This window comes from Shewanella insulae (assembly GCF_009831655.1).
GTDB lineage: Bacteria > Pseudomonadota > Gammaproteobacteria > Enterobacterales > Shewanellaceae > Shewanella > Shewanella insulae.
In genome coordinates this window covers 25,749-51,670 of sequence record NZ_WRPA01000013.1, presented here as the reverse complement: position 1 = coordinate 51,670, position 25,922 = coordinate 25,749, and the positions used below count along the sequence as shown (strand labels likewise).

General features: G+C 56.1%; 25 protein-coding genes. 14 read left to right on the top strand and 11 right to left on the bottom strand.

Going from position 1 to position 25,922, the window contains the following annotated elements; all coding sequences use genetic code 11:
• Positions 1 to 7: 7 nt before the first annotated feature.
• Positions 8 to 1,450, top strand: a complete 1,443-nt coding sequence (ccoG, locus tag GNT65_RS14395) for a cytochrome c oxidase accessory protein CcoG (RefSeq protein WP_160797390.1) — start codon at positions 8 to 10, stop codon at positions 1,448 to 1,450.
• A 314-nt stretch (positions 1,451 to 1,764) separates the two neighbouring features.
• The gene (locus GNT65_RS14390; protein WP_160797388.1) at positions 1,765 to 3,360 is read left to right on the top strand and encodes an AMP-binding protein; all 1,596 of its coding nucleotides are present in this window, start codon (positions 1,765 to 1,767) and stop codon (positions 3,358 to 3,360) included.
• A 54-nt stretch (positions 3,361 to 3,414) separates the two neighbouring features.
• Here the strand turns inward: GNT65_RS14390 and GNT65_RS14385 are convergent, their stop codons facing one another.
• Positions 3,415 to 3,930, bottom strand: coding sequence for a lipocalin family protein (locus tag GNT65_RS14385; RefSeq protein ID WP_160797386.1), 516 nt, complete (start codon positions 3,928 to 3,930; stop codon positions 3,415 to 3,417).
• Positions 3,931 to 4,185: 255 nt separating this feature from the next.
• Here GNT65_RS14385 and GNT65_RS14380 point away from each other — a divergent pair, with 255 nt between their 5' ends.
• Positions 4,186 to 5,169, top strand: a complete 984-nt coding sequence (locus GNT65_RS14380; protein ID WP_160797384.1) for a DUF4382 domain-containing protein — start codon at positions 4,186 to 4,188, stop codon at positions 5,167 to 5,169.
• Positions 5,170 to 5,236: 67 nt separating this feature from the next.
• Here GNT65_RS14380 and GNT65_RS14375 read toward each other — a convergent pair whose 3' ends face one another.
• Together GNT65_RS14375 and GNT65_RS14370 are read right to left on the bottom strand one after the other, a co-directional pair.
• On the bottom strand, positions 5,237 to 7,102 hold the full coding sequence (locus GNT65_RS14375) for an ABC transporter transmembrane domain-containing protein (RefSeq protein ID WP_160797382.1): 1,866 nt from the start codon (positions 7,100 to 7,102) through the stop codon (positions 5,237 to 5,239).
• 109 nt (positions 7,103 to 7,211) lie between these two features.
• Positions 7,212 to 8,522 (bottom strand): short-chain fatty acid transporter, encoded by a 1,311-nt coding sequence (locus GNT65_RS14370; RefSeq protein WP_160797363.1) that lies wholly within the window; start codon positions 8,520 to 8,522, stop codon positions 7,212 to 7,214.
• 186 nt (positions 8,523 to 8,708) lie between these two features.
• Between GNT65_RS14370 and GNT65_RS14365 the strand changes: the two genes are divergently transcribed.
• Complete coding sequence (locus GNT65_RS14365) at positions 8,709 to 9,032, top strand: DUF2956 domain-containing protein (protein WP_160797361.1); 324 nt, start codon at positions 8,709 to 8,711, stop codon at positions 9,030 to 9,032.
• Between the two features lie 57 nt (positions 9,033 to 9,089).
• Here the strand turns inward: GNT65_RS14365 and GNT65_RS14360 are convergent, their stop codons facing one another.
• Positions 9,090 to 9,437, bottom strand: coding sequence for a winged helix-turn-helix domain-containing protein (locus GNT65_RS14360; RefSeq protein ID WP_181006310.1), 348 nt, complete (start codon positions 9,435 to 9,437; stop codon positions 9,090 to 9,092).
• A 78-nt stretch (positions 9,438 to 9,515) separates the two neighbouring features.
• Between GNT65_RS14360 and GNT65_RS14355 the strand changes: the two genes are divergently transcribed.
• From GNT65_RS14355 to GNT65_RS14340, 4 genes are read left to right on the top strand one after another with little or no spacing between them, the layout of a single operon-like run.
• Positions 9,516 to 10,109, top strand: a complete 594-nt coding sequence (locus GNT65_RS14355; protein WP_160797357.1) for a PH domain-containing protein — start codon at positions 9,516 to 9,518, stop codon at positions 10,107 to 10,109.
• Between the two features lie 3 nt (positions 10,110 to 10,112).
• Positions 10,113 to 11,681, top strand: a complete 1,569-nt coding sequence (locus tag GNT65_RS14350) for a PH domain-containing protein (RefSeq protein ID WP_160797355.1) — start codon at positions 10,113 to 10,115, stop codon at positions 11,679 to 11,681.
• Positions 11,682 to 11,735: 54 nt separating this feature from the next.
• Positions 11,736 to 12,290 (top strand): DUF924 family protein, encoded by a 555-nt coding sequence (locus GNT65_RS14345; RefSeq protein ID WP_160797353.1) that lies wholly within the window; start codon positions 11,736 to 11,738, stop codon positions 12,288 to 12,290.
• 43 nt (positions 12,291 to 12,333) lie between these two features.
• Positions 12,334 to 13,095: a sulfite exporter TauE/SafE family protein gene (locus GNT65_RS14340; RefSeq protein ID WP_160797351.1), complete on the top strand. Its 762-nt coding sequence runs from the start codon at positions 12,334 to 12,336 to the stop codon at positions 13,093 to 13,095.
• 21 nt (positions 13,096 to 13,116) lie between these two features.
• Here GNT65_RS14340 and GNT65_RS14335 read toward each other — a convergent pair whose 3' ends face one another.
• Both GNT65_RS14335 and GNT65_RS14330 read right to left on the bottom strand, forming a co-directional pair.
• A complete protein-coding gene (locus GNT65_RS14335) occupies positions 13,117 to 13,506 on the bottom strand; it encodes a hypothetical protein (RefSeq protein ID WP_160797349.1) in 390 nt (129 codons plus the stop codon).
• 4 nt (positions 13,507 to 13,510) lie between these two features.
• On the bottom strand, positions 13,511 to 14,509 hold the full coding sequence (locus tag GNT65_RS14330; protein ID WP_160797347.1) for a zinc metalloprotease: 999 nt from the start codon (positions 14,507 to 14,509) through the stop codon (positions 13,511 to 13,513).
• A 271-nt stretch (positions 14,510 to 14,780) separates the two neighbouring features.
• On the opposite strand from GNT65_RS14330, the gene GNT65_RS14325 reads away from it, so the two are divergent.
• Complete coding sequence (locus GNT65_RS14325; RefSeq protein ID WP_160797345.1) at positions 14,781 to 16,952, top strand: TonB-dependent siderophore receptor; 2,172 nt, start codon at positions 14,781 to 14,783, stop codon at positions 16,950 to 16,952.
• 135 nt (positions 16,953 to 17,087) lie between these two features.
• Here the strand turns inward: GNT65_RS14325 and GNT65_RS14320 are convergent, their stop codons facing one another.
• Positions 17,088 to 18,128 carry an alkene reductase gene (locus GNT65_RS14320; RefSeq protein ID WP_160797344.1) on the bottom strand — a complete coding sequence of 347 codons (1,041 nt, stop codon included), beginning with the start codon at positions 18,126 to 18,128 and terminating at the stop codon, positions 17,088 to 17,090.
• Positions 18,129 to 18,259: 131 nt separating this feature from the next.
• Between GNT65_RS14320 and GNT65_RS14315 the strand changes: the two genes are divergently transcribed.
• A complete protein-coding gene (locus GNT65_RS14315) occupies positions 18,260 to 18,838 on the top strand; it encodes a TetR/AcrR family transcriptional regulator (RefSeq protein WP_160797342.1) in 579 nt (192 codons plus the stop codon).
• A gap of 1 nt (position 18,839) precedes the next feature.
• Here the strand turns inward: GNT65_RS14315 and GNT65_RS14310 are convergent, their stop codons facing one another.
• The 3 genes from GNT65_RS14310 to GNT65_RS14300 all read right to left on the bottom strand — a co-directional run bounded on the left by GNT65_RS14310 (position 18,840) and on the right by GNT65_RS14300 (position 20,417).
• Positions 18,840 to 19,283 carry a universal stress protein gene (locus GNT65_RS14310; protein WP_160797340.1) on the bottom strand — a complete coding sequence of 148 codons (444 nt, stop codon included), beginning with the start codon at positions 19,281 to 19,283 and terminating at the stop codon, positions 18,840 to 18,842.
• 137 nt (positions 19,284 to 19,420) lie between these two features.
• Positions 19,421 to 19,852, bottom strand: coding sequence for a universal stress protein (locus tag GNT65_RS14305; RefSeq protein WP_160797338.1), 432 nt, complete (start codon positions 19,850 to 19,852; stop codon positions 19,421 to 19,423).
• Between the two features lie 187 nt (positions 19,853 to 20,039).
• Positions 20,040 to 20,417 (bottom strand): SpoIIAA family protein, encoded by a 378-nt coding sequence (locus GNT65_RS14300; RefSeq protein ID WP_160797336.1) that lies wholly within the window; start codon positions 20,415 to 20,417, stop codon positions 20,040 to 20,042.
• Positions 20,418 to 20,667: 250 nt separating this feature from the next.
• Here GNT65_RS14300 and GNT65_RS14295 point away from each other — a divergent pair, with 250 nt between their 5' ends.
• Together GNT65_RS14295 and GNT65_RS14290 are read left to right on the top strand one after the other, a co-directional pair.
• Positions 20,668 to 22,092, top strand: coding sequence for a coniferyl aldehyde dehydrogenase (locus GNT65_RS14295; protein ID WP_160797334.1), 1,425 nt, complete (start codon positions 20,668 to 20,670; stop codon positions 22,090 to 22,092).
• 13 nt (positions 22,093 to 22,105) lie between these two features.
• On the top strand, positions 22,106 to 22,690 hold the full coding sequence (locus tag GNT65_RS14290; RefSeq protein ID WP_160797332.1) for a TetR/AcrR family transcriptional regulator: 585 nt from the start codon (positions 22,106 to 22,108) through the stop codon (positions 22,688 to 22,690).
• A gap of 1 nt (position 22,691) precedes the next feature.
• Here GNT65_RS14290 and GNT65_RS14285 read toward each other — a convergent pair whose 3' ends face one another.
• On the bottom strand, positions 22,692 to 23,573 hold the full coding sequence (locus GNT65_RS14285; protein WP_041508553.1) for a LysR family transcriptional regulator: 882 nt from the start codon (positions 23,571 to 23,573) through the stop codon (positions 22,692 to 22,694).
• A gap of 110 nt (positions 23,574 to 23,683) precedes the next feature.
• Between GNT65_RS14285 and GNT65_RS14280 the strand changes: the two genes are divergently transcribed.
• Together GNT65_RS14280 and GNT65_RS14275 are read left to right on the top strand one after the other, a co-directional pair.
• A complete protein-coding gene (locus tag GNT65_RS14280; RefSeq protein WP_160797330.1) occupies positions 23,684 to 24,355 on the top strand; it encodes a type 1 glutamine amidotransferase domain-containing protein in 672 nt (223 codons plus the stop codon).
• 132 nt (positions 24,356 to 24,487) lie between these two features.
• Positions 24,488 to 25,645 carry a membrane dipeptidase gene (locus GNT65_RS14275; protein WP_160797328.1) on the top strand — a complete coding sequence of 386 codons (1,158 nt, stop codon included), beginning with the start codon at positions 24,488 to 24,490 and terminating at the stop codon, positions 25,643 to 25,645.
• Positions 25,646 to 25,922: the final 277 nt, after the last annotated feature.

The window sequence follows — 25,922 nt, the reverse complement described above, 5'->3', positions numbered from 1 at the left end:
AAAGCCAATGAGTCAAGATCTCAGCAGTAAAGAGAACCCAATCGCCACCAGGGCCGCCCTGGGCCAGGCCATCCCCGTGACCAACCTGCCGGTGCAGCGCGGTAAGATACACATTAAAGAACAGAAGGGGCGCTTTCAGCGTCTGCGTACCGGCCTCAACAGCCTGCTTATCCTGTTCTTCTTCCTGTTGCCCTTCATCCCCTATCAGGGCCGCCAGGCGCTCCTCTTGGATGTTGAGCGCCAGGAGTTTCACTTCTTCAGCCTGACCCTATGGCCTCAGGATTTCACCCTGCTGGCCTGGCTGTTCATCATCGCCGCCTTCGCCCTCTTCTTCGTCACCGTCTTCTGGGGCCGCGTCTGGTGTGGCTATCTCTGCCCCCAGACCAGCTGGAGCTTCGCCTTCGTCTGGATAGAACGGCAGATAGAGGGCAACAGCAACAAGCGCCACGCCCTGGATAAGGCCCCCTGGAGTCTTGAAAAGGTTGTTAAACGCGGCGTCAAGCATCTCGCCTGGGCATTGGCGGGGCTGATCACCGGGTGTGGCTTCATCGCCTACTTCATCCCCGCCAGTGAGCTCTACCCACAGATCTTTACCCTAAGCGCCAGCTTCTGGGTTACCGCCTGGGTCTGGTTCTTCGCCCTGTGTACCTACCTCAACGCGGGCTGGATGCGCGAACAGATGTGTCTGCATTGCTGCCCCTACGCTCGCTTCCAGTCGGCCATGTTCGACGCCAATACCCTGACCGTCTCCTATGATGCCGCCCGCGGCGAGTCTCGCGGCCCGCGCAAACGCAAACAGGCCACCGACCTCGGCGACTGTGTCGACTGTAACTTGTGTGTCGATGTCTGCCCCACGGGGATCGACATTCGTAACGGCCTGCAATATGAGTGCATCAACTGCGGCGCCTGTGTCGATGCCTGCGATCAGACCATGGACAAGTTCGGCTATGACAAGGGTTTAATTCGCTACGCCAGCGAGAACGAGCTGCAAAAGAAGGAAGTGAAACGTTTTACCTCCTTCAAGTTTGTCGGCTATGGCATCGCGGTGATCACCATGCTCAGTGTATTCGCCCTGGATCTCTATCGTCACCAGAGCATAGATCTCAACGTCATCCGCGACCGCCAGAGCCTTTACCGCGAGGTGGGAGACGGCCGCATCGAAAACAGCTACACCCTGAAGATCCGCAACAAGACCCAGGAAGATCACCAGTACCTGATAAGCCTCGCCAATACGGCAAACCACGGCATCGCCAAGGAGACCTCACAAAAGGTGCTGATCAGGGCCGGTGAACAACTTAGCTACCCGGTAACGGTTTTCGAACAGAAGCAGGCGGACTTTGCCGGCACTAAGCTGCAGAAACAGACCATCGCCTTCACGGTAACCAACCTGAGTAACCCCAAGGAGAAGGCCTCCCAGGCCAGCCCCTTCTTCAGCCTGAGCGCCTTCTAAAGACGCGAGCATGCCTCGGTGGTGTTACTTGCCACCGGGGCCGACACTTAAGCACTTCCCCTTTCTATCACTTTCAAGTCTCACTCTTCCCCTCCCCTAAATAACTGATGGCACAAGGCCCATCAGGTCAGACCAGCCTGGTTTCATCACGCTTAAAAATAGCGATATTAAACAGATAGATAAGAGTTAAACGATTGTTTTATTTTAATCCAGTAGAGGTTGACCTTAGGCCAGTTTTAGCACAGTCTAAACACTTGTTTGATTTTTAGCTGCGCCCAAGAATACCGACAATAATAAGCAAAGGAGACGCGTCCATGGCCTATGACTCGCACGCCCATGTAGATCTGGAAAAATATGCCTCGCTAATCGATCTAATCGAAACCGCCGCCGAACGCTTTGGCGACAAGACAGCCTATGTGTGTCTGGGCAAGGCCAGCAGTTTTGCCGACATAGAACGCGACTCCCGATACTTCGCCGCCTACCTACAGCAACATACCCAGCTTGAAGCGGGCGACAAGGTCGCCATCCAACTGCCCAACCTCACCCAGTTCGTTATCGCCGCCTATGGGGCGCTCAGGGCCGGCATGATACTGGTCAACACCAACCCCTTGTATACCCAGCGAGAGCTGATCCACCAATACCGAGACTCGGGCGCCAAGGCCTTGGTGGTGCTGAGCGATCTGCTGCCCACGCTGGAAGCAGTGGTCCCCGAGACCCAGATAGAGACGGTAATTTCTACCCACCCGCTGGATCTGATAGCGACCCAACCCCAGGCCGACAGCCAGCTGGCTCACATAGGCTTTAACCAGGTATTGGCCCTGGGCAGCCAGGCCGAGTATAGCCCGGTACGGGCCGAGCAGCAGAGCCTGGCGGCACTGCAATACACGGGCGGCACCACGGGCCTCTCCAAGGGCGCTATGCTCAGTCACAGTAACCTGCTGGCCAATATGCTGCAGGTACAATCACGCCTATCCAATAAGTTTGTCGAGGGCGAAGAGATCTTCATCGCTCCCCTGCCCATCTATCATATCTATGCCTTTATGGTGAATTTTGTCTACTTTGAACAAGGTGGCTGTAGCGTACTCATCCCAAATCCGAGAGACATCAGCGCTTTGATCCAGACCATGTCACAGCATGCGTTTACCGGATTCGCCGGACTCAACACCCTGTTTGTCGGCCTGTGCCATCAAAAGGCCTTTCAAGGACTGGATTTCAGCCACCTTAAGATCACTATCTCCGGCGGCACAGCACTGACCCAGGCAGCAGCATCCATATGGCAAACCACTACAGGCTGCACCATCTCCGAAGGCTATGGCCTGTCGGAAACTTCGCCCGTGGTCTCCCTCAACGCGCCGGGACTCGAGTGTCTTGGCACCATAGGTCGCCCGGTGATCGACACTCAGGTGAAGATCATCGACGCCAATGAACAAGAGGTTCCCCACGGAGAGGTCGGCGAGCTGGCTGTTAAAGGTCCGCAGGTGATGAGCGGTTACTGGCAAAAGCCGGACGAGACCGCCAAGGTGATGACTCAGGATGGCTTCTTCAAGACAGGAGATATTGCCCTGGCTACTGATAATGGGATGCACAAGATAGTGGATCGCATGAAAGATATGATCAATGTCTCCGGCTTTAACGTCTACCCTAACGAGGTGGAAGATGTGCTGTCAGCCCATGAGAGCGTACTGGAATGTGCTGTCATTGGTGTCGAAGATAGCCGCAGCGGCGAGGCCGTTAAAGCCGTCATCGTGCTGAGAGACCCTAAATCTCATCACCAGATGACCCAAGAGGCGCTGCTATCTCATTGCCGCGAGCAATTGGCGGGTTACAAGGTGCCGAAGATTTTCGAATTTACGGCCGCCTTACCTAAATCGACCGTGGGCAAAATACTACGCAGAGAGCTAAGACAATAGGCCACGCATCACGCCGGGGATTCTCTCAACGCCCGGCGCTGACCTCGCCTTTGCTCATCCCGGCCAGATAAGCGCTTGGGTATCAAAGCCCAGCGCCTTGGCCTGATTCATAAAATCCTGCTTTAAGCTCTCATCTATCTCTGGACTGCGCGCCAGCAACCAGAGGTAATCTCGGTTGTAGCTGGTCACAAAAGCGTATTGGTAATCACTGTCGAGCCGGTAGATCACATAGGCACCATAAAAGGGGCCAAAGAAGGAGACCTTAAGATGACCAATATCTGAACTCTCGACAAAGTAGGCCTTGCCTTCGGCAACTTTCCAGCTTTTATCCGCCGCCGAGTAGCCACGGTTGATCACACTGACACCACCATCATCACGCAGTCGGTATTCTGCGCTCACCTGACTGAGGCCGCGCTCGAAGCCATGATCTAAACGAGCGATCTCATGCCAGGTGCCCAGATATCTTGAGAGTTCAAATCCCTCAATCGGCGCTATGCCCTTGGGCGCGCTGGTACAGCCACTCAAAAAAGTTAACAGACAAACCAAGCTCAGGGTTAACGGCCATTTCATTTGGATACTCCAATTATTGAGGTGTGCTTGAAAAATCATATCTTTAAAGCAATACGCAGCGATTTTCCCTAAGGTTCACTAGGGGCTAAATTGCTTTCCTATCGCACTTTTATTGGGCCTTCAACTCTTGTTCTCCCTAAGCGTTAGCCCGCTCACAAAGTATAAATTTTAACCAACAAATCACTATTCTTTAACTAAGGTGCCCTTAGAATGAGTAATACCATTAGAAAAAACTCATTAAAAGGTGTACCCAAGATGCGATCCTTTACTCTACCCCTTACCCTCATACCCTTTGCTCTTTCTGGATTTATGTTAGCGGGCTGCGGCGGCTCAGACGATAACACCCCACCAGAACAAGTTGTTAGCACCGGCAGTGTAAGTATTGCCATTTCAGATGCCCCCATGAGTCAGGTCAGCCGGGTCGAGTTGGTGCTCGACAAACTGGTGATGACAGATGCTCATGGCCAAGTACATAGCCGGGATATGGCTCAACATAGGTTTAATCTGCTCGATTACCAAGGTAAAGAGAGCCACAAAGTGATCGATGGCCTCGAACTTCCTGCAGGCCAATATCATGATGTGCATTTCACCTTAGTCAACGGCGATCAGGCACAAGGCTGCGCCATTGAGAACGGTCAGGGCTTACACCCCTTGATGATAGAAAATGGCCGCCTTCCTATGGCGAACTTTACCCTAGGTGAACATCAGCACCTTAACCTGACGATGGAGATTGATCTCTACCAGTCGATGCACTTCTCCGACGGCCAATATCAGCTCAACCACCATGGTATCTACTCCGTCGACGACGACACCATGGGGCATATCTTCGGCGAGATGGATCCCCAGTGGATTGCCGATTGCGAGACCCAATACGCAACTAGTGCCCCCGAGGGCGATCAGTTCTATCACATGGCCTATCTCTACCCGAGTGAGGTAACCAGCCTGTCGCAGATGGGGGACATAGCCCAGAGCCGAGACGACGGCCTCTTCTCCCCGGTAGCCATCTCTCCCATACACCAAGATATTAATGGCAACTGGTCGTTCGCCATGGGCTACCTGCCTTCTGGCAGCTACCGTGTGGGTTACACCTGCCTGGGACACCTGGACGACCCGGCGCAAAATGACATGACACAAGGAGCATTCAAGCTATTTGAGGATGGTGGTGAGATAGGTGTCGAAGATGGCGGCAGAGAAACCCGCCACCGGTGCGGTGGTGGCCACGGCGGCCATAGAGGCTAATAGATATACGATTAGATAAGGGCAAGCATCTACGGCTTGCCCGACTCTCTACTCACTCTGGCGTCCTTTAGGACTCTTCGGTAAGTAACTGCAGGCTGGCAAACTCACGGTAGAGGCTGTTGCTCTGCATCAGCTCACCATGGGTGCCGCTGGCGATCAGCTCCCCCTTATCCATCACCAGAATACGGTCGGCGTTGAGCACTGTAGCCAGGCGATGGGCGATGATCAATGTGGTGCGCCCCTGCATCAGCACATCCAGCGCCTGTTTCACCTTCTGCTCGCTCACCGCATCCAGGGCACTGGTGGCCTCATCCAGCAGCAATACCGGTCGGTCGGCCAATATCGCCCGGGCGATGGCAATGCGCTGCTTCTGGCCGCCGGATAGACGCACGCCGCGTTCACCCAGATTGGTCTGATAGCCCTCGCTAAAATCATGAATAAACTCATCGGCGCGGGCGGCAAAACAGGCCGCCTGCACCTCCTCCAGGCTGGCGTCGGGGCGACCGTAACGCACATTCTCCAGCACGCTAGTGGCGAAGATCACCGATTCCTGGGGCACCAGGGCATATTGCTGGCGTAGATCCTGTGGTCGCAGGCTGGCGATATCGATACCGTCCAGGGCGATCACCCCGCTGTCTAACGGGTAGAAGCGCTGCAACAGCTCAAACAGGGTACTCTTGCCGGCGCCGCTCGCCCCCACCAAAGCCACTCGCTCACCGGGAGCGATATGCAGACTCAGGCCACGGATCACCTCGATGCCAGCCTGCAGCTCCATCTCCTCAGCGCTGTCGACACAGGCCTGAGCAGGATAGCTAAAACGCACCTGCTCAAGGCTCAGCTCGCCGCGCACCTTGGCCGGCAGACTGGCAGGGTTTTGCGCCTGAGGAATATCGATCGGCGTTTCCACCAGCTCGATCAGCCGCTCCGTAGCACCGGCGGCGCGCTGGATCTCACCAATCACCTCGCTGATGGTCGCCACGGCGCCCGCCACCATCACGGCGTAGAACATGAAGGCGGAGAGCTCACCCGGGGTGATCGCATCAATCATCACATCCTTAGCCCCCACCCAGGTAATTAACGCAATGGCCAGTATGCTGAGAAACATCACCAGAGAGATGAGTATGGCGCGGTACTTGATGCGTCCCCTGGCCGCCTCCATCACCGCCTCGACCCGCTCGAAAAACAGCTGCCTGTCGCTGTCTTCATGGCAATAGGCCTGCACAGTATGGATCTCGTGTAGCGACTCATCCACATAGGCACCCAGGTCTCCCACCCTGTCCTGGCTGCGACGAGACAGCTCACGTACCTTACGGCCAAAGAAGAAGATAGGCCCAAGCACCAGGGGCACGGCCAGCAGCACCAGGGCGGTAAGTTTAAGGCTGGTGATCGCCATCATCACCAGGCCCCCCACTACCGTGACGCTGGCCCGCAGCGCCATGGAGAGGCTGGAGCCCACCACTGATTGCAACAAGGTGGCGTCTGCGGTGAAGCGCGAGATCACCTCGCCGGTACGCAGCCTGGCGTAGAAACCAGGGGAGAGCTTGAGCAGGTGGTCATAGACCTTGAGACGAATATCGGCGCTCACCCGCTCCCCGAGCCAGGTCATCAGATAGAAGCGACAGAAGATGGCCGAGCTGCTCAGGGCCGTGATGCCGATCACCAGCAGGATGATCTCGTTGAGCCGCTCACCGTTCTCCCTAAGGAAACCTTCGTCCACCATGAGGCGTACCCCCTGGCCTAGGGACAGCCAGGCCAGCGAGCCGATAAACAGAAACACTATGGCGGCGAACACCTTGCCGCGATAGGGACGCAGGAAGCCGCCTATCCAGGGCAGAACGGCTTGCTTAGCTCCTGGTCGCTTAGGTTGAGGTGCTGACCGCTTAGGGCCGGAAGCTGCATCATGAGAGGCAGTAGGTGAGAGAGGTTGAGACAAGCTGGCATTCCTTTTCGGCAGCGGTATCAGGCTTGGCAAACAGAATAACAAAACCCGCCGGGAAAAGCGGGTTTTGTTTGTTTGCGGAGATTAATCGGTCGGGATCTGACTAGAACCAGGTCAGGCCGATACTGATCACTATGCCTGTGATGATCAACTGCATCAGGCAGAAGCCCATGATATCCCTCGCCTTGAGCCCGGCGATCGCCAGCACAGGCAGGGCCCAGAAAGGCTGGATAAGATTGGTCCAGGCATCCCCCCAGGCCACCGCCATGGCGATACGCGCCACATCGGCCCCCAAGGCCTCGGCGGCGGGCAACATGATAGGTGCCTGCACCGCCCACTGGCCCCCACCGGAGGGCACGAAGATGTTAACTATGCCGGCGCTGATAAAGCTCCAGAACGGCAGGCTGTCGGCACTGGCGATGGCGACGAAACCCGACGAGATACTCTGGGCCAGCCCCGACTGCACCATGAGCGCCATGATCCCCGCGTAGAAGGGGAACTGAATCACTATGCCGGCGCCGCCCTTGATCGCCTCATTAAGGCTGGTCAGCAAGCTGCGAGGCGTCTGATGCAATATGATGGCGAGGAACAGAAACAGGTAGTTAACGATGTTCAGATTGAGTTTACCGCCGGCGACGAAGAAGTATTGCCCCAGATATACCAGGCCTGCCCCACCCACGGCCCAGGCCAGCAGGCGGCTGTTTTCCAGGTAATCCGCCGGGCGGGTGACAGCCTCGGTCTCAACTTCGGGGTCTGCTAGCTTTTCCCTGTCGACATAGATGCTCTCCTCCTCGCTTGGCAGCATGAAACGGTTAACCAGAGGGATCAGCACGAAGAGAACGGCCAGCAGCACCAGGTTAAACCCGGCGAAGATGGTGTTGTCTGTGGCGATAATGCCTATCTTATCCTCGGCGAAATGACCCTCGGTGGCTATGGTCAGGGGAATCGAACCAGCGAGGCCACCATGCCAGACCACGAAGCCAGAGTAGGCACTGGCCACCAGCAGACGGTAATCCACCTTCACCTGACGCGCCAGCGCCTTGGCAAACAGGGCACCGACCACTAGGCCGAAGCCCCAGTTGATCCAGCTGGCAAGCAGAGATACCAGAGTCACCAAGATGATCGCCTGGGGCGCACTCTTAGCCAGGGCGGCAATACCATCTAACAGGCGTTTAATGGGCGGCGAGCTGGCCAGCATGTAACCGGCCACCAGCACCAACAACATCTGCATGGAGAAACTGAGCAGTGCCCAGAAGCCTTGTCCCCAGTAGGTCACCAGTTGCAGCGGGCTCTGCTGTTCCACCACCATGGCGGCACCAAACACCAGCAGGGTGAGGAGTAACACGAAAATATAGGGATCGGGTAAATAGCGGTCGACCAACTTGACCAGAGGTTTTGCGGCCTTATTGAGCATGATCTTGTCCTTGATAGCAGGGTATTATTATAGATTGAATTTGCCACAGACAGGTTAAGCGATAACTTAACAAAATCATACTCATACTATGGTATAGGGCGCGAGGCCATACCAGCGGCCAAGGTTCACCACCCTAAGCCTCGACTCATGTTATAGTGAGGCCATCATTCATCAGCTAAAGACGTTATGGCGCAGCAGATCTCCACCGAAACCAAAGATGAGGCAATGAAAATTGCCAAGGCCACCCAGAAACCCGGGCAAACCAAGGAGCAGACCAAGCTGATCGCCCAGGGAATAGAAAAGGGCATTGCCGAATATAAGAAACGCCAGAAGAGCAAGGCCAGAGACAGGGACAAGCAACGCAAGCAGGCCCTCAAGGAGAAGCAGCGTCAGACCATAGAGAGAGCCGATGACCAGCCCGAGGTGACACGAGGCGGTAGCAAAATGCCCTGGCTGCTACTGGCCCTGAGTTGGCTAGGTTTTATCGGCTTCTACCTGCTCAATCACTAAGCGAGTTCAATGGCTAAGCCTGTCATTCCACCTTGTCTATCAGCCAGGCCTTAGCTATCAGTCAGGCCTCAGCGATTGCACTATGGTCTCGATATTTCTGGCCACCCAGGCCTTGTCGATAGGACCCCACTCCTTGAGTCGATAATAACCGTCATTATGACGCTCGCCATCCTGCACGAAGACACAAGTGATACCTATATCCCCCATGGCGGCAATGGCATCTTGCAAGGTGCGCCGCGGCATGGTTGTGGCCTTGTTCAGCGACAGCAAGTTATGCTGCTCGCTATCGATAAGATGGGCCAGATAGAGCTTTCTCAGGAAGGCGATTTTCTGCTTAGACAACTCGGTGCTCAAAGCATCCTCTCTCTCATTTGTTTTTATTATCTTGTAACATAAAAGATACATCACATACAGTTGCAAATGGCTGACAGGCAAAGGAAAGATGTTATAGTCAGCCACTAGGTAATTTAAGCAGGATGACAAATGGAAGATGTGACTCCTCAACCTTCGGCATCAATGCAGGTCAGACGTCGGCTGGAGCAGCCAGACTGGCTCGCCATAGATGAAGTGCCGCTGACACCACTGGAGCAGGCCTATCTACATCAGGTACAGATAGAGAACTTGCTGATCTTCACGCCGCTGCTGATCATAGCCCCCCTGGCCGCCATGCTGCTCAACCTGCCGGGAAGCCTTATCCTTGCCCTGGTGACGGCGCTGCTTATGCTGGCTGGTATCGTCAGCTACGGCCGCTACAGACATGCCCTCACTATCGCCTACGGTGTGTTCGACCATGAGTTTATCATGCAGAAGGGATTAATTTGGCACAAGAAGATCGCCCTGCCCTATACCCGACTGCAGCATGTCAGCCTGTCTCAGGGACCGCTGGAGCGCTATTTTCATCAACATACCCTCAAGTGTTTCAGCGCAGGTAGCGGCAGCGCCGAGATCAGCCTGCCAGGCCTGGGCGATGACACCGCCGAGCCGCTGCGCAGACACCTGCTGGCCAAAGCCTCCCAGAAACAGGCCTCCCAGATACAGGCATCGCAGAAACAGCCCCTCACAGAACGCGAGGACTAACCCATGAGTGCCCGCTTCGCCCAGTGGGCGAGCCTGTCTCCCTGGTCGATCATCAGCTTCAGCGTCGGCAGCCTACGCCAGCTACTCACCAATGGTTATGCCCTTATCCCCCTGGTCTACACGGGTTGGCAACAGGGGTTTAACTCACCCTGGCTGCTCTTGGTCGCCGCGGGGCTGGTCTTGGCCACCCTGTCCTATGCCAGCCTGCAGTGGGCCAAGTATCGATATCGATTACAAGACGCCAAATTGGGGATACGTCAGGGGTTGGTGTTTAAACGCGCCCAGGAGATCCCCCTCAATAAGATACAGAATGTGCGTCTGGAGCAACCCCTCTACTTCCGCCCCCTCGGCCTCTATAGCCTGGTGGTGGAGACGGCCGGTTCCAAGCAAGATGAGGCGGTGCTGGCGGCGGTCAACTATCGCCAGGCCATGCTACTCAAGAAACACCTGTTTGCCTCCCAGTACCTGCAGACGAGTCCAGAGGCTATGCCTGCCGATGGCGAGTCGACGGCGCATGTTAATGAGCCACTGCAGGCTGGCGTAGCAGCCACTACGGCGAGTGTACAAACCTGGCGTCAGAGTGAAGGCCTGGTGGTGGCTAAGGATCTCAAGGCGCTGCTAATCTTCGGGCTCTATCACAACAACCTCGTCTGGCTCTCCATTATATCCGGCTCCATCATAGGCCAGGTAGACTGGGAATCCCTGGGACAAACCAGCCTGGTGCAAGGGGTCTGGCACTGGTATCAGGCCAACGTCGCCACTGGGCTTGTCTATCAGATCCTGGCGGCGCTGGCCGCGTTGGCACTCCTCGCCCTGCTGCTTTCTTTAATCTCCATCGCCTCGGCCGTGCTTAAGTATTACCCCTATCGCCTCAGCCTGCGCCAGGGCACGCTTCATCGAACCGGCGGCATACTGGCCAAGCAACAAGATGCCCTGCGCCTACACAGGGTACAGCTGGTACGCTTCGAGCAGCCCGCCATAGGCCGGCTAATCGGCCGCTGGACGGTGCATTTCGAACAGGTAAAGGGCAATGAGGTTGAGCAGCTGAGCAAGCGTCACCTGCTGATCCCCAGCATGACCCAAACAGAGATCCCACAGGCCTTAGACCGACTAGATGGCCTGGCGACTAAGGCCAATGCCCTGCCAGACAGATATCAGGGGATCGACAGCGGCTGGCTTTGGCGCCGCGCTATCCCGCTGGCATTGCTCCCCGTGGTGATGACCCTGCTCCTCGGCCTCACCCCCTTTACCGAACTCCTCTTTGGTTTCACCCTGGTGGCGCTTATCGGCCTCTATCTCAACTATCGACAATGGGGTTATCACCTAGCGGGCGACGACTGCTGGATACATACAGGCGTGCTGGGGCAGACCTGGCAGTTGGTGCCACTGAGTAAGACTCAGGATGTCTGTATCTCACAGACGCCGGGGCAGCGGCGTAAGTCATTGGCTAGCCTCCACTTAGGCCTGGCCTCTGGCCCCTTAGTGATCCCCTATATTCCCCTCGAAGAGGCTAGATTGATCGCCGAAACCGCGTTAAATTTGACCAGGGAAGATCCCACAAACTGGATATAACTAACACGGGATATAGCTAAAACTGGATACTAAGCCCGAAGATAAGGAACACAGATGAACAGGATAAGCCATGCCCCAGACGACATCATTCGCTTCTGGTTCGAGGAGATAGAGCCTAAAGCCTGGTTTGTTAAAGACCTCACCTTCGACAAGGCTCTCCAGGCCCGCTTCGGTGAGCTGCTCATCCAGGCCAAACAGGGCGAACTCTACCACTGGCGCACCACACCCCAGGGTCGCCTGGCGGAGATCATAGTCCTGGATCAGTTTAGCCGTAATATCTACCGGGATACGCCAGAGGCGTTCGCCGCCGATCCCATGGCCTTGGCCCTGGCTCAGGAGGCCGTAGCCGCCGGTATCGATAAGCAACTGCAACCTAAGCAGGTGCCCTTTCTCTACATGCCCTACATGCATAGCGAATCCCAGGCGATCCACGAGGTGGCGTTGATCCTCTTTAGCCGTGAGGGCGCCGAGAACAACCTGGCATTCGAGCAGCGACACAAGGCCATTATCGACCGTTTCGGCCGCTATCCCCATCGCAATGGCATCTTAGGGCGCCAGTCCACCGAGGAGGAGCTGGCGTTTCTCGCCGAACCTGGCTCGAGTTTCTAACTTATCCACCGAGTCATTCCCCATTAGGGCGTAAGGAGTACCCATGGAGATCACCCTCACCCACGGCCTGCTTCTGGTCGTCACCGGCTTTCTGGCTGGTATCATCAATACCCTGGCCGGCGGCGGCTCTAACCTTACCCTGCCGGCTCTCATGGTGATGGGCCTGCCCGCCGAGGTCGCCAACGCCACCAACCGGGTCGGCGTCACGGTGCAATCGATCACCGCCATGATTGGCTTTCACAAACATGGCAAGCTAGATACTGATGACAAGGGGCCGATTCTGCTGCCAACCATACTCGGCGGATTCATAGGTGCGGCATTAGCCGCCTACGCCCCCAGCACGCTGATCAAGCCCCTGCTACTGGGCACCATGCTGCTGATGGCGCTCATCATCTTAGTGCGCCCCGCCATCATAGCCCCCGAGCTGGGCACCCCGGTCAACCGGGTCAAAGACACCCCCAAGTCCTGGTTCTGGCTGACCCTGGCCGGGATCTACGGCGGCTTCGTGCAGGCGGGGGTGGGCTTCGTCTTGCTGGCAGCCCTAGCGGGCAGCCTGAGGTATGATCTGGTCAGGGCCAACGCCCTAAAGGTGTTCTGTACCTTATTTTTCACCCTGGCCTCCCTGCTGGTCTTCATCAAGGAAGATCTCATCCTCTGGGTTCCCGGGCTTATCCTGGCCGCAGGCACCATGGTGGGCGCCCACCTGGCAGTCAAGCTGGCCATCAAGGTCAGCCCCAAGGTATTGAAGTGGTTTCTGTTTCTGATGACGCTTTGCGGCAGTGTCGCCGCCATGCTCAGCGATTAAATCGGGGCAGGAAAGCTAGGGTCACTCGAGCCAGTCGATCATGAAGCTGATGGCGCCGGCGTTATCGCAGCGCCACACCCTCACTTGCACCGAGGGCTTAAGCATCCCAGGAGACAGCTCGAGCCGTTTCCAGTCAGGCAGGGTAAACAGTCCGCCATTGAGCCGCATCTGTTCGAGTGTATAGGCGATATCCAGGTGCTCCAGGGTGCCATCGACGGTGCGAACGCCAAAGGCTAACTGAGTCTCGCTCCTGTGATAATTAAATACCTCCCCCTGCCAAGACGTCAGCTGGTCACGGCCACAGGGTACAAAGTCTGGGGCACGCAGTCGCTCCGCCAGGCAAGGACTTCCCCACAAACCAAGGCCTATGGCGAAACACCATAGGCCAGCTTTCAGCAGTGAATTGCCCATGAGGCTAGTTGCTTGGCCAGCGATAGGCACCGCTTAAGATATCGGCGCGTTCCGACTGGCCCGGAGTAAACTCAAACATGCAGTTGTCGTCTGTGTAATCCATGAAGTTGTAGATGGGATCCTCACCGCCATCCCGTTTGCAGGTATCGCGTCCCGTTGGGCAGCCATAGGCCGCCGAACGCTCTGCCGCGGTATCGGCTACCTGGTCGCCAAGACTACAGCCCCCCTGGAAGGTGTGATACAGGCCCAGCCAGTGACCAACCTCATGGGTGGCGGTATCGCCTTCGTTGTACGGCGAGGCAGTGCCGCCGGGCAGTGACTGATTGAGGATCACCACGCCATCATCGCTAGGGTTACTGGCATAATCTGTGGGGAAGGTCGCCCAGCCGAGCAGGCCGCCGCCTGGATTAGAGACATAGATATTAAGCGTGTCGGCGCCGCCCATGCGAAGGGTTTGTTTCATCGCCTTCTCGGCCGTACTACCTGGCCCTGCGGTATACCAGGCATCGTTTTCTGTTTTTGTTGTCCCCATCAAGGTGAAGCTGAACTTGGTATCGAAACCACCACCGCCATCGGCGCCAGAGAAGGCGTTGTTCAGTACACTCATCTGATCCGCAACCAGGCCAGACACATCGCCGTCGCCGCTGCTACTTAGAATGAGATGGACATAGACGGGAATATTATACCCCACGGCCGAATAGTCACCGCCTGTGCCGCCATCGCCACCACCGCCGTTGCCGTTGCCGTTGCCATTGCCATTGCCGTTACCCACACCATCAGGCTTCTTCAGGGCCTTGAGGTGTTCGTTTAGCATGCGCACCTCGAGATCCGAGGGGGTACGGGTACCGCAGCGCAAGAATGCGGCGTTACCGTTGGCATGGTCGAAGGCCGGAGTCGAACTCGTCTTAGCCTGCTCTTGACCGGCCAGCGCCTGACCTGCGAAGACCAGGGCACTTGCCGACATCAGCAGCAAGCCAGATAGGAGTGTTATGCTTTTTCTCATGGGTGCCTCACCTTAAAAATCTGATCCAGTTCACACCACTGAGTATAGGAAAAGCCGCCAAACTTGCTAATGCAAAGGCGAAAGCGGCCACCAAGCCTGAAAACTGAGCCTTATTTCTTTACATTTGACACAAAAGTAAATGATAACCATTCCCATTTAAAGTCCTGCTTTTTTTGTATATCATTTGTTGCGTAAATTTGGTTGGCGTGCCAAGTCCCTACGGCCCTTGCTCCGCCCCACTATTCCTCTATTGCTAAGATGACGACAGATCATGAAACTTAAGCCTATTTCCCTCGCAATATTCTGCGCCCTGAGCATGGCGACTGTGCCAGGCCACGCAGAGACTCAAACTGCTCAACTTGATAATGACAGCCAACAGGGTGACCAAGAGATCGAGAAGATCGAGGTTCGCGGCCGCTATGTGCAAGGCTATAACGCCCACTCGGTCGGGGGCGCCTCGCGCCTGGACCTTGCCATCATAGATATTCCTCAGTCGGTATCTGTGATCACAGATGCTCAACTGGACGACTTCCAGCTCAACGACATCAATAGCGCCCTGGACAGCGCCACGGGCATCAATGTCGAGCGCATCGAGACAGACCGCACCTACTACACCGCCCGCGGCTTCGACATCACCAACTTCCAGATCGATGGGGTCGGCCTGCCACTGACCTCGGGCAACAACCACGCCGACGAAGATACCGCCATCTATGATCGTATCGAGGTGATCCGCGGTGCCAACGGCCTGATGACGGGTGTGGGTAACCCTTCGGCCACGGTCAACTTCATTCGTAAGCGCCCCACGGCAGATAATCAACTCAAGCTTCAGGCAAGTTACGGCAGCTTTAACAACGCCAGAGTCGAGGCCGATGCCAGCGGCCGTCTCAACGACACCTTCGCCGCCCGTGTGGTAGCGGTGAAACAGCAGAAAGACTCTTATCTCGACCGCTATGAGACAGACAAGAGCGTGCTCTATGCCTTCATCGAGGCCAACCTGAGCGACGACACCAGCCTGTCGGTCAGCCACAGTTACATCAACAACGATGCCACCGGCAACAACTGGGGCGCCCTGCCGCTCTACTACACAGATGGCAGTCCGACAAACTACGACAGATCCACCAACACCTCGGCCAACTGGTCTAACTGGCAGGTGATCAAGCACAATACCGTCGTGGAGCTGAGCCACTACTTCAGTGATGACTGGCGCCTGCGTGCCACCTACTCCCACAAGAGCACAGACGAAGACACTGAGCTCTTCTACGTCTACGGTACCCCAGACAGAGAAACCGGCCTGGGCCTCACCGGCTATGGCAGCGAATATGACTTGGACGAGAGCCATGATCTGGTGGATATCTATGTCGACGGGGAGATCAGTCTGTTTGGCCGCGAACATCAACTGGTGGCCGGGGTAAACTATGCCGAGGTGGACTATATCGACAGCTCACTATACGACTACACCACGGGCAACGGCTTCCCAGCCATGCCGGATCTCAACGACTGGGATGGCAACACGCCTAAGCCTGTGTTTGCCGACAAACCCAAAGGCAGCGACGTCAGCGCCAAGCAACAGGCCGCCTACTTCACCGGTCGCTTTAACCTGTTCGACGGTTTCCACTTCATCGCCGGTGGCCGCTTCAACAAGTGGCAGGCCGAAGGGATCTCCTATGCCAAGGTGCAAGATGTAGAAGACAGCCAGTTCATTCCCTACCTGGGCGCCGTCTATCGCATCACCCCAGAACTCGTGGCCTACGCCAGCTATACCGAGACCTTCAAGTCGCAAATCGAGAAGGATATCGATGACAACCTGCTGGCCCCAGTGACAGGAGAGAGCAAGGAGATAGGCCTTAAGAGCGAGCTGTTCGACGGCCGCCTGATCGCCAGCCTGGCCTATTTCGACGTCCAGCAGGTCAACCTGGCGGTGCCGGATCCCCGCACTGCCGATCTGCCACCAAGCGATCAACGCTACATAGGTGCCGATGGCATCAACAGCAAGGGCTATGAGTTAGAAATCGCCGGAGAGGTGTTCGATGGCCTCAACCTGAGCCTGGGCTTCACCGACTTCGACATAGATGGCAATGACGACAACGCCAAGGTAGTCGCCTCCTACACGCCGAGTCGCCTGCTGAAGTTTGCCGCCACCTATGATGTGGCCGCCATCGAGGGCCTCTCGGTGGGGATGAACATGCGCTGGCAGGATGATATCTACCGCGATCAAGGTGTGGTCGGCGACGGCTTTGCCAATGCGGGCGAGGCGATCATCACCCGCCAGGATGCCTACGCCATCGTCGATCTCATGGCGCGCTATCAGTTTACTGAAAACTTGCAGTTGAGCCTCAACGCCAACAATGTGACCGACGAGAAATACCTCAACAGTCTCTATTGGGCCCAGGCCTTCTATGGCGCGCCGGCGAACTACAGCGCCACCATTACCTGGAAGCTTTAAGCTTGAGCTGAAAGCAAACCAAGCCACCAGCTAACAGGCATTAAAAAGGGCATGTCGCCGACGCGATATGCCCTTTCTTATGTGTCTCATCCTAAGCAAAGGCTTAAAAGCCAATGCTAAAAGCGAGTATCTTTATCAAACCAGCTCGGCCAGCATCTCATCCGAGTAAGTCACCAGCGGCTGTCTGTCGCGCACCCTGACCACATAGTCTGGATTAGCGATGAAGGGGCGACCAATCGCCAGCAGGTCGAAGCGGCCATCGGCGATGGCCTGGGCCCCCGTCTCGGCACTGTAACTTCCGACACCCACTAAGGTCTGGCTGTAATGGCCACGCACATAGTCCGACACGCGTCCGCCGAGATAGTCGAATGTCAGAGCATCATCGAAGATCCCCACATGCAGGTAGGCCAACTTGCGAGACTCAAGCTGTGTTAAGAAGTAATCGAACACGGCGCGATCCCGGCTGTCGCCCTGCATATTGACATAGGCGCCCGGCGACACTCGCAGTGCGGTGCGCTCATGGCCGATACGCTTAACGATGGCGTCCACCACGGCCAGCGGGAAGCGTGCCATATTCTCCGGCGTGCCACCAAACTCATCATCGCGGCGGTTACTGTCATGATGCAGGAACTGATCGATGAGGTAGGCATTGGCGCCGTGGATCTCGACGCCATCGAAACCGGCATCTATGGCATTGGCCGCCGCCTGGGAATAGTCGGCCACCAGCTGTGCTATCTCATCTGTGGTCAACGCCTTAGGGGTCTCATAGGCCAGTTCGCGCTGACGCGGCACCGTGCCTTCAATCTTCACCGCCGACGGCGCTACCGTCTGGCCACCGAAGAAGTGCGAGTGCGCCACCCGGCCTGTGTGCCACAGCTGGGCGAAGATCTTGCCGCCCTTGGCATGCACGGCGCTGGTCACTCGCAACCAGCCCTGGATCTGCTCAGGGGTAAACAGGCCCGGGGTATTGGGGTAACCCTGACCATCGGGGCGAATAATCACCGCCTCTGAGATGATAAGCCCGGCATCGGCGCGGCGAGCATAATAGTCGGCCATCGCCTGGGTTGGTACCAGATCATCGTCGGCCTGACAGCGGGTAAGCGGCGCCATCAGAATCTTGTTGTTGAGGGTAATACTGGCATTAAGCGCATACGGCTGAAACAGATCGGCTGTCATAATCGGCTCTCTTTCTTGAATAAGCGTTCAAGATACTCCCAGTCAAAAAAGGATTCAAGATCTTTTTTGAATGTTCATTCAAAATTAAGTACAATCCCATTTATCGTCCCGACGAGCAGCCAAAGAGTAAGATGCGCAACGCCGAATTTGATCGCCAGCAGGTACTGAGACAGGCCATGAATGCCTTTATCGACAAGGGCTACGCCAAGACCAGTATGCAAGATCTCACCAAGGCCACTGGGTTACACCCAGGCTCCATCTACTGCGCCTTCGACAACAAGCGCGGCCTCTTGCTGGCGGTGATAGAACAATATGGGCAAGACAGACAAGCCGAGCTAACGGCCTGTTTCGGCTCAGCGCTCCCCTTCCCCGAGCAGCTTAAACAGTATCTGACCGGCATAGTCGATGAATGCCAGTGCAAGGAGACCCCCAAGGCCTGCCTGCTGACAAAGGCGCTCAATGAGGTGGCGGAGCAGGATGAGATGATAAGGGACGCGGTACAATCGCATCTAGAGAGTTGGCAGCAGGCGCTCACGACCCAGTTTGAGCGGGCCGTCGACAGGGGAGAACTTCAGGGGGATGGCGCTCATCTGGCGCGTTATTTCGTCATGGGGGTCTATGGGCTCAGAACCTTTGCCCATACTAAGCCGGCGCCAGAGGTATTACACGCCCTGGCGGACCAGCTCTATCGCGACACCTGCCGCGGCTAGGCTATTTCACCACCATCACTGGGCACTTGGCCTTATTGGCCAGCTCCTCGGCCACGCTCGGGTTCAGCAGGTGTGTGAGCCCGGTATGTGCATGACTAGCAATCACTATCATGCCCACATCATATTCTTCGGCATCAAGCAATATCTGACCTAACACGCCCCCGGTACGCACCTCGCTGTGAACCTTGAGATGGGGTGGCATCTTGATCTGCGCATCCCTGACGATCTCACCCAGCTTGCCGTTGGCATAAGCATGCAGGTGCTGCTCCAGCTCCTCCTGACTCTCCACCACTATCCCATAGTTATGGGCGCCGTATGGTTCACTGACCACATGAACGATACGCAGATCCACACCATAGAGGGTCGCCATCTCGATGGCGTAGCCTAAGGCGTGAGAGGCCGTCTCGGAAAAATCCGTTGGGCACAATATTTGACGGGTTCGCATATTCCACCTCCTCAAATCGGGCGCTCGTCTCCCTCTGTTGTAAACGGTCAGACCGACAGCGCCACTGGTAGCGGGCTCGCCACCAGCGCTATTTCAACGCAGGCTCTGCCGCCCACCTGCGTTCCTTCGCCAACCGCCTACTTCACCACAAGCACAGGACACTTGGCGCGATTTGCCACAGCCTCTGCCACATTATTATGCAGAAAATGCGACAGACCTTTACGGCCATGACTGGCGATCACTATCATGCCGACATTACTCTCTTCGGCCTCGGCTAAGATCTCGGTCACCGCATCACCGCGACGTATCATGGTTTCGATAGGCAGGTTACTATCGAGCTTTGCCAGCAAGGACTTCATCTTCTCGGCGGCGGCATCTTCCATGGACTGGGCCAGCTCCTCCGGCGTGATGGCGAGGATCTGAAAATTCTCATCACCCATTGGCTGCTCGACCACATGGAGTAAGCGAAATCCCACCTGATACAGATTCGCCATCTCGATGGCGTAAGACAGGGCATGGGAAGCCGTTTCAGAAAAATCTGTCGGGCATAAAATTTGACCTCTTCTCATCTGTTACTCCTTAGCTCTATCGGCATTCGCTCCATTTAAGCATAGCGGATAAAGGTGACAAGGGCTTAGCAGAAATCGCTTATGTGACAAGCCTTTTTCATCAGCTATCTCAGCAAGCCTTAGGCCTTGGCATCCCCCTACTCTGAGCCATAGCCAAGCAAGCCCTGCCCACTCCATCCCTTAACAATCAATACAGCCAGTCCAGGGCGTCACGCTTATCTTCGAAGAACTTAAACTCCCCTGGGGTAAACCAGTTAACCACCCGGGTCGCCCACTCCTGTAGATCCCCCTGGCCTATGATGGCCACCCGCTTAAACTCCTTGCCGTGCTTCATGCCCAGCTTAAGGTCATCCCAGGCGGCATGTAGCGACAGCCCATCGAGCTCTGTGATGTCGACAAGCGCCACGATTTCGGGTGTCTTGATGCCCGCCAAGGCTGACTCCAACATAGGCGTCATCTGCTCATAGTCTTCGTGGGTCAACTTGCCGACGGCCTTAAAGGCAAGGTAAAAATCGTCCTGATTTCGCTCTATGCCTATGGCGATCCCATGTAGGTATTTGCTCATATCAAGCTCCTGTAATCCCAACTGAAAGTGCCTATTTCATTTTAGGTTTTCGGTCATACCTCACATTTGATCTGGATCACACTTTTCATCGCCATCGCACATTATTTGACCTAAGCATTGTCACGTCCTATTATTAGACCGACTAATCAGTCGGTTTTGAATTTTAGCCATCTGCCCCCTGATCTGACTTGGAAGAAGAGACAAGGACATTTCGCCCACTAACGTCAGTAACAAATAGAGGATAAGCACCATGAACATGCCCGCAAACCTAGATGTCGGCCAAGGCCTCAAACAACTGCTGGCGAGGCAGAAAACCAGCTTCCGAGAACAAGGTGCGCCCTCGAGGCAGCAACGTGAGGCCCAGCTTATCGCCCTCAAACAGGCGCTGCTGAGCCATCAGCAGGCGATCGTCGAGGCCCTCAATGCCGACTATGGCCACAGATCTAGCGACGACAGCCGCATCTCAGACATCATGCCCTGCGTCAACAACATCAACTACACACTGAAGAAGCTCAAGGGCTGGATGAAGCCCAGCCGTCGCCACGCGGGCATCTTACTGGCACCCGCCAAGGTGCAGGTGCAGTATCAGCCCCTGGGAGTCGTCGGCATAATAGTGCCGTGGAACTTCCCCGTGATGCTCTCCATAGGTCCCTTGATCACCGCCCTGGCCGCCGGCAACCGCGCCATGATCAAGTTGTCTGAATTCACCCCAGAGACCAACAAAGTGCTCAAACAGATGCTGGCCGGCCTGTTCAATGAGACCCAGGTGGCAGTCGTCGAGGGTGAGGCCGAGGTTGCCGCCGCCTTCTCGGCGCTCCCCTTCGACCATCTGCTGTTTACCGGCTCAACCACAGTTGGCCGCCATGTGATGCGCGCCGCCGCCGACAACCTCACCCCAGTCACCCTGGAGTTGGGGGGCAAGTCGCCGGTGATCATCGCGCCGGATATGCCTTTGGATACCGCCGTGGAGCGGATGATCTACGGTAAGTGCCTCAACGCCGGGCAGATCTGTGTCGCCCCCGACTATGTACTGCTGCCCAAGGGACAGAGTCAGGCGTTCGTGCAGGCCTTCATCAACAGATTCAAGCAGATGTACGGCGAGATAGGCCAAAACCCCGACTACGGCGCCATCATCAACCAGCGTCAGTTCGATCGCCTGCAGGCAGTGCTGCAAGACGCCATCGACCTGGGCGCCAAGGTGACCCCCACTAGCACTGAAACCATGGCGCCCGGTAGCCGTAAGCTGCCGGTGCAACTGATAACCGGGGTGAACGAGCAGATGAAGGTGATGCAGGAGGAGATCTTCGGCCCACTCCTGCCCATCGTCGAATATGACAGCCTGGAGTCGGCCATCGACTATGTGAACGACCGCCCTCGTCCGCTGGCGCTCTACATCATGAGCTTCGACGCGGGCACTCAGCAGCGACTGCTGGAGCATACTCACTCGGGGGGCGTCTGCATCAACGAGACCGTATTCCATGTGGCGGCGGACGATGCCCCCTTCGGTGGCATAGGTCCCTCGGGCATGGGCCACTACCATGGCAAGGAAGGCTTCCTCACCATGAGCCACGCCAAGACCATATTGAGCCGTGGCAGGCTCAACACAGGCAAGCTGGTGCACCCTCCCTATGGTAAGGCGATTCAGCAGCTGCTGATGAAGCTGTTTTTACGCTAACGGATAGATGCAGATGACAGCAAGCAGCAAACGCACCAAGAAACAGGCCATCTTAGAGACCGCCCTAGGGTTGTTCGTCAGTCAGGGCTTTCATGGCACCAGCACGGCCACCATCGCCCGCGAGGCAGGGGTCGCCACAGGTACCCTGTTTCACCATTTCCCCTCCAAGGAGCAGCTGCTCGAGCAGCTGTTTCTCGGCGTTAAGCAGGAGTTTGCCGACGCCATACAAGCAAGTGCCAGCAGCCGTGGCAGCCTCAAACAAGATGCCGAACAGCTGTGGTTTGCGGCGCTAAACTGGGCCATGGCCAATCCACTCAAGCAGGCGTTTTTTCAGCTCTACTCCATGTCCCCCAACCTCGAGCAGTCGGTGCGGGATCAGGCGATGCACGGCATCTTAGGTTTCATCGCCGAATTAATCCGCCAGGGCCAGACTAGCGGCGAGCTGGCCGAGTATCCTATTGAGCTGATGCAGGACAACTGCCACGGCCAATACCTGGCCGCCACCCGCTACTTTGTGGACCACCCGGAGCGCTGGCAGCAAGCCCATGAACGCAGTGCCAGCTTCGCCCTCTTTTGGAATGCGATGGCGGTGCGGTGAATCACTCCTGCCAATCGGCAAAGTGTGCTAACAAATGGTCTATAGCCATTCGCGCCCGCATCGGCAAGAAACGACGATTTTGATAGACAATCCAGCTGGTGATCCCCCGATTCCAGTATGAGGACAATACAGGTACCAGACTGCCCTTGGCTAGCGGCACAATAAAGCTACTCTTGGGCAGGTAGGCGATACCCAGATGTTGCTCCGCCGCCGCAATCACGGCAGGCACATTATTACTGCGCCAACGTCCCTCGACCTTAATGCTCAGCTCGCCATCCCCTTGCTGGAACAGCCAGTGATCATTGTTCGAGATGATGCAGCTATGCAGTCTGAGATCCTGCGGCGTCTTGGGAATACCAAACTCAGCCAGATACTGAGGACTGGCCACGGCCATCATGTCTCGATTAGCCAGCTTACGCGCCACCAGCCCCGAATCTTTAAGCGCCCCAAAGCGAATGGCGAAATCGATACCGTCTTCGACAAAATTGACCATACGACTATTGAAGTCCATCTCTATCGTCAACGCTGGATGCTGCCTTGCAAAGTCAATCAATACCGGCGCAATATACTGCTCAGCAAAGGCACCTGCGGCACTGACTCTCAGCGTGCCGCTTAGCTGCAACTGCTGCTGGGTCACCTCCTCATTCGCTTGCCTAAGTCCCACCAATAGATTCTGACACTGACGATAATAGCCCTGCCCGGCCTGAGTCAGACTGACACTGCGCGTAGTACGCGCAAACAGGGCGCAGCCCAAACGCGCCTCGAGTCTTGCCACCTGACGACTGACATGACTGGTAGAAAGTCCCAGTTGACGAGCCGCCGCAGAAAAACCGTTAGACTCGGCAACCGCTATAAATTCGACAATACCCTCAAAGCTGTCCATGAATCACCATTATTGCTATATAACAATATTAATTTACCATTAATCAGGATTATCGCCACACAAGGGAAGAATTACAATGAGTCCACTTTCAGTAACAGAGACATTGCATCATGAAAAAAGTACTTATCTATTTGACAAACCACGCGACCCTAGGCGATACCGATGAGGCCAACGGCACCTTCGCCCCTGAACTCACCCACGCCCTACATGAGCTGTTAGCCGCAGGTTTGGATTATGACCTGGTTTCAATTAACGGCGGCAAGGCACCACTGTATGGCACAGATATCGAAGGCGATGAGATTAACGCCTCTATGCTGCAAGACGCCGCTTTCATCAGCCGAGTCAACAACACCATTCCAGCCTCACAGATCGACATCCAAGAATACAGCGCCATCTACTACCCCGGCGGGTTTGGTCTATTGTCGGATTTAGCCCACAACCAAGAGGTTGCTCGTCTCAGTGCGGCGCACTACGAAAATGGCGGCATCATAGGCGCAGTCTGTCATGGGCCTGCCGGCCTGCTCCCCATCACCTTGAGCACAGGGCAAAAACTCATTGCCGATAAGTCTGTCACCGGCTTTACCCGCGAAGAAGAGGTCGACTACGGGACTATCGATAAAATCCCCTTCCTGCTCGAAGAAGCCCTCACCCGCAGTGCCAAGCGCTATAACAAGGTGCAACCCTGGAACGCTTTTGTCATCGAGGATGACAGGCTTATCACGGGGCAAAACCCCGCCAGCGCAGGCGCGGTCGGTAAGGCCATTGCCGCGCACTTAGCCTAATCCCAGGCAGGCACTCATGGTCACAACGATGGCCATGAGTGTCACCCAGCGCTCCACGGTTCACTCTTTTGATGTTAGTATCAGCAACTTAATTCATATTAGTTTGCCGGGATCATCATAAGGGAGCGCAACATGCCTGTAGAAATTCAGCGACGTCAGCTACTCAAAGCCTTGGCCGCAGCGGGCTTGTTAACTCAGTTATCGCCCCTGAATGGCTGGGCAAAAACCGCAGGGAAGCCCCTCTATATCGATGGCCTCTCTTTTCTGCCCGATGATTTAGCCGATCTGCACGCCTCGAAACTCGACGCCTACCTGTGTGATATCTCCGCCATCGAGGCCATAGAACAGGCCGACGGCACCACCAACTACAAACGCACCTACAATGCCTGCGTCAATAGCATAAGCGAGGCCCTGGCTAGGGTGAACGCTAACCCAGACAAGCTGATACTGGGGCGCAGCGCCAAGGATATAACGACCGCCCATGACAGCGGCCGCACCGCCGTCTTCTTCCAGATCCAGGGAGCAGACTGCGTCGAGCAGAGCATAAATCAAGACCTCAATCAGGTGGATGAGTTTTATGAGCGCGGCCTTAGGGTGCTGCAACTCACCCATCACTATGGCAACCTATTCAGCGGCGGCGCCCTGGACAACGACGGCAAGCAGGGACTCGACCTGCCGCTGACAAAGGCCGGTCATCAGCTGATCGACAAGCTCAACGGCAAGCAGATGCTGATCGATGTCAGCCACTCCAGCCCCCAATCGGCACTGGACTGCGCCAAGGCCAGCCGCGCGCCAATAGTGCAGAGCCACGGCGCCGTGCGGGCCATCGTCAATCACGCCCGCTGCTCACCCGATGAGGTGATCAAGGCGATCGCCGACACCGGCGGCCTGTTCGGCGTCTTCATGATGACCTTCTGGCTGACCACTGAGCACTCGCCCACCACAGACCACTACCTGGCCCAGCTCAAGCACGTGGCCAATGTCGGCGGCATAGACGCCGTAGCGATTGCCAACGACTACCCGCTGCGGGGCCACAAGAAGCTATTAGAACTCAACAACGACAACGCCGAAGGGGTGAAACAATATGTCCAGTGGTGGCACAGCCTGCGTGCCCGAGGCGTACTCGGCTTCGACCAGGAACCTCAGCACGTGGTGATCCCAGAGCTTAACCATATCGAGCGTATGGAGCGAATCGACACCGCCCTGTCCCGCGCCGGATTCAGCAGCGGCGATCGCAGCAAAATCATGGGTGGGAATTGGCAGCGGGTGTTGACCGAGGTACTAGGCTAGTCCCTCTGACCCAGGCTGGTTACTCTAACCTAGGCTGGTTAACGGCCAGCCTAATAACGCTTTCTTAAAGTTTCCTTTTAGAACATCTACCCGATTTCGTATTTGAAAGGCATCCTTTAACCAAGACAGCATGGTGTATCAATTGCCTGCGGCAGGTGCAGTGCATGGAGGCACCAATGTCGTGATCACATGGATGTGAATGAACGACCTACTGTGCAAACACGCTTTTGGCACGCAGCAAGTCCATCCTTGGATGCTCTGCGAAATCATCCCTGAT

Coding starts and splice junctions, on each gene's coding strand:
- GNT65_RS14335 (WP_160797349.1), bottom strand. CDS start 13,506: ATGGGCAATTCACTGCTGAAAGCTGGCCTATGGTGTTTCGCCATAGGC.
- GNT65_RS14310 (WP_160797340.1), bottom strand. CDS start 19,283: ATGCGAACCCGTCAAATATTGTGCCCAACGGATTTTTCCGAGACGGCC.
- GNT65_RS14290 (WP_160797332.1), top strand. CDS start 22,106: ATGACAGCAAGCAGCAAACGCACCAAGAAACAGGCCATCTTAGAGACC.
- GNT65_RS14330 (WP_160797347.1), bottom strand. CDS start 14,509: ATGAGAAAAAGCATAACACTCCTATCTGGCTTGCTGCTGATGTCGGCA.
- GNT65_RS14275 (WP_160797328.1), top strand. CDS start 24,488: ATGCCTGTAGAAATTCAGCGACGTCAGCTACTCAAAGCCTTGGCCGCA.
- GNT65_RS14315 (WP_160797342.1), top strand. CDS start 18,260: ATGCGCAACGCCGAATTTGATCGCCAGCAGGTACTGAGACAGGCCATG.
- GNT65_RS14285 (WP_041508553.1), bottom strand. CDS start 23,573: ATGGACAGCTTTGAGGGTATTGTCGAATTTATAGCGGTTGCCGAGTCT.
- GNT65_RS14295 (WP_160797334.1), top strand. CDS start 20,668: ATGAACATGCCCGCAAACCTAGATGTCGGCCAAGGCCTCAAACAACTG.
- GNT65_RS14340 (WP_160797351.1), top strand. CDS start 12,334: ATGGAGATCACCCTCACCCACGGCCTGCTTCTGGTCGTCACCGGCTTT.
- GNT65_RS14370 (WP_160797363.1), bottom strand. CDS start 8,522: ATGCTCAATAAGGCCGCAAAACCTCTGGTCAAGTTGGTCGACCGCTAT.
- GNT65_RS14325 (WP_160797345.1), top strand. CDS start 14,781: ATGAAACTTAAGCCTATTTCCCTCGCAATATTCTGCGCCCTGAGCATG.
- GNT65_RS14280 (WP_160797330.1), top strand. CDS start 23,684: ATGAAAAAAGTACTTATCTATTTGACAAACCACGCGACCCTAGGCGAT.
- GNT65_RS14355 (WP_160797357.1), top strand. CDS start 9,516: ATGGAAGATGTGACTCCTCAACCTTCGGCATCAATGCAGGTCAGACGT.
- GNT65_RS14385 (WP_160797386.1), bottom strand. CDS start 3,930: ATGAAATGGCCGTTAACCCTGAGCTTGGTTTGTCTGTTAACTTTTTTG.
- ccoG (WP_160797390.1), top strand. CDS start 8: ATGAGTCAAGATCTCAGCAGTAAAGAGAACCCAATCGCCACCAGGGCC.
- GNT65_RS14350 (WP_160797355.1), top strand. CDS start 10,113: ATGAGTGCCCGCTTCGCCCAGTGGGCGAGCCTGTCTCCCTGGTCGATC.
- GNT65_RS14390 (WP_160797388.1), top strand. CDS start 1,765: ATGGCCTATGACTCGCACGCCCATGTAGATCTGGAAAAATATGCCTCG.
- GNT65_RS14380 (WP_160797384.1), top strand. CDS start 4,186: ATGCGATCCTTTACTCTACCCCTTACCCTCATACCCTTTGCTCTTTCT.
- GNT65_RS14300 (WP_160797336.1), bottom strand. CDS start 20,417: ATGAGCAAATACCTACATGGGATCGCCATAGGCATAGAGCGAAATCAG.
- GNT65_RS14365 (WP_160797361.1), top strand. CDS start 8,709: ATGGCGCAGCAGATCTCCACCGAAACCAAAGATGAGGCAATGAAAATT.
- GNT65_RS14320 (WP_160797344.1), bottom strand. CDS start 18,128: ATGACAGCCGATCTGTTTCAGCCGTATGCGCTTAATGCCAGTATTACC.
- GNT65_RS14345 (WP_160797353.1), top strand. CDS start 11,736: ATGAACAGGATAAGCCATGCCCCAGACGACATCATTCGCTTCTGGTTC.
- GNT65_RS14360 (WP_181006310.1), bottom strand. CDS start 9,437: ATGTATCTTTTATGTTACAAGATAATAAAAACAAATGAGAGAGAGGAT.
- GNT65_RS14305 (WP_160797338.1), bottom strand. CDS start 19,852: ATGAGAAGAGGTCAAATTTTATGCCCGACAGATTTTTCTGAAACGGCT.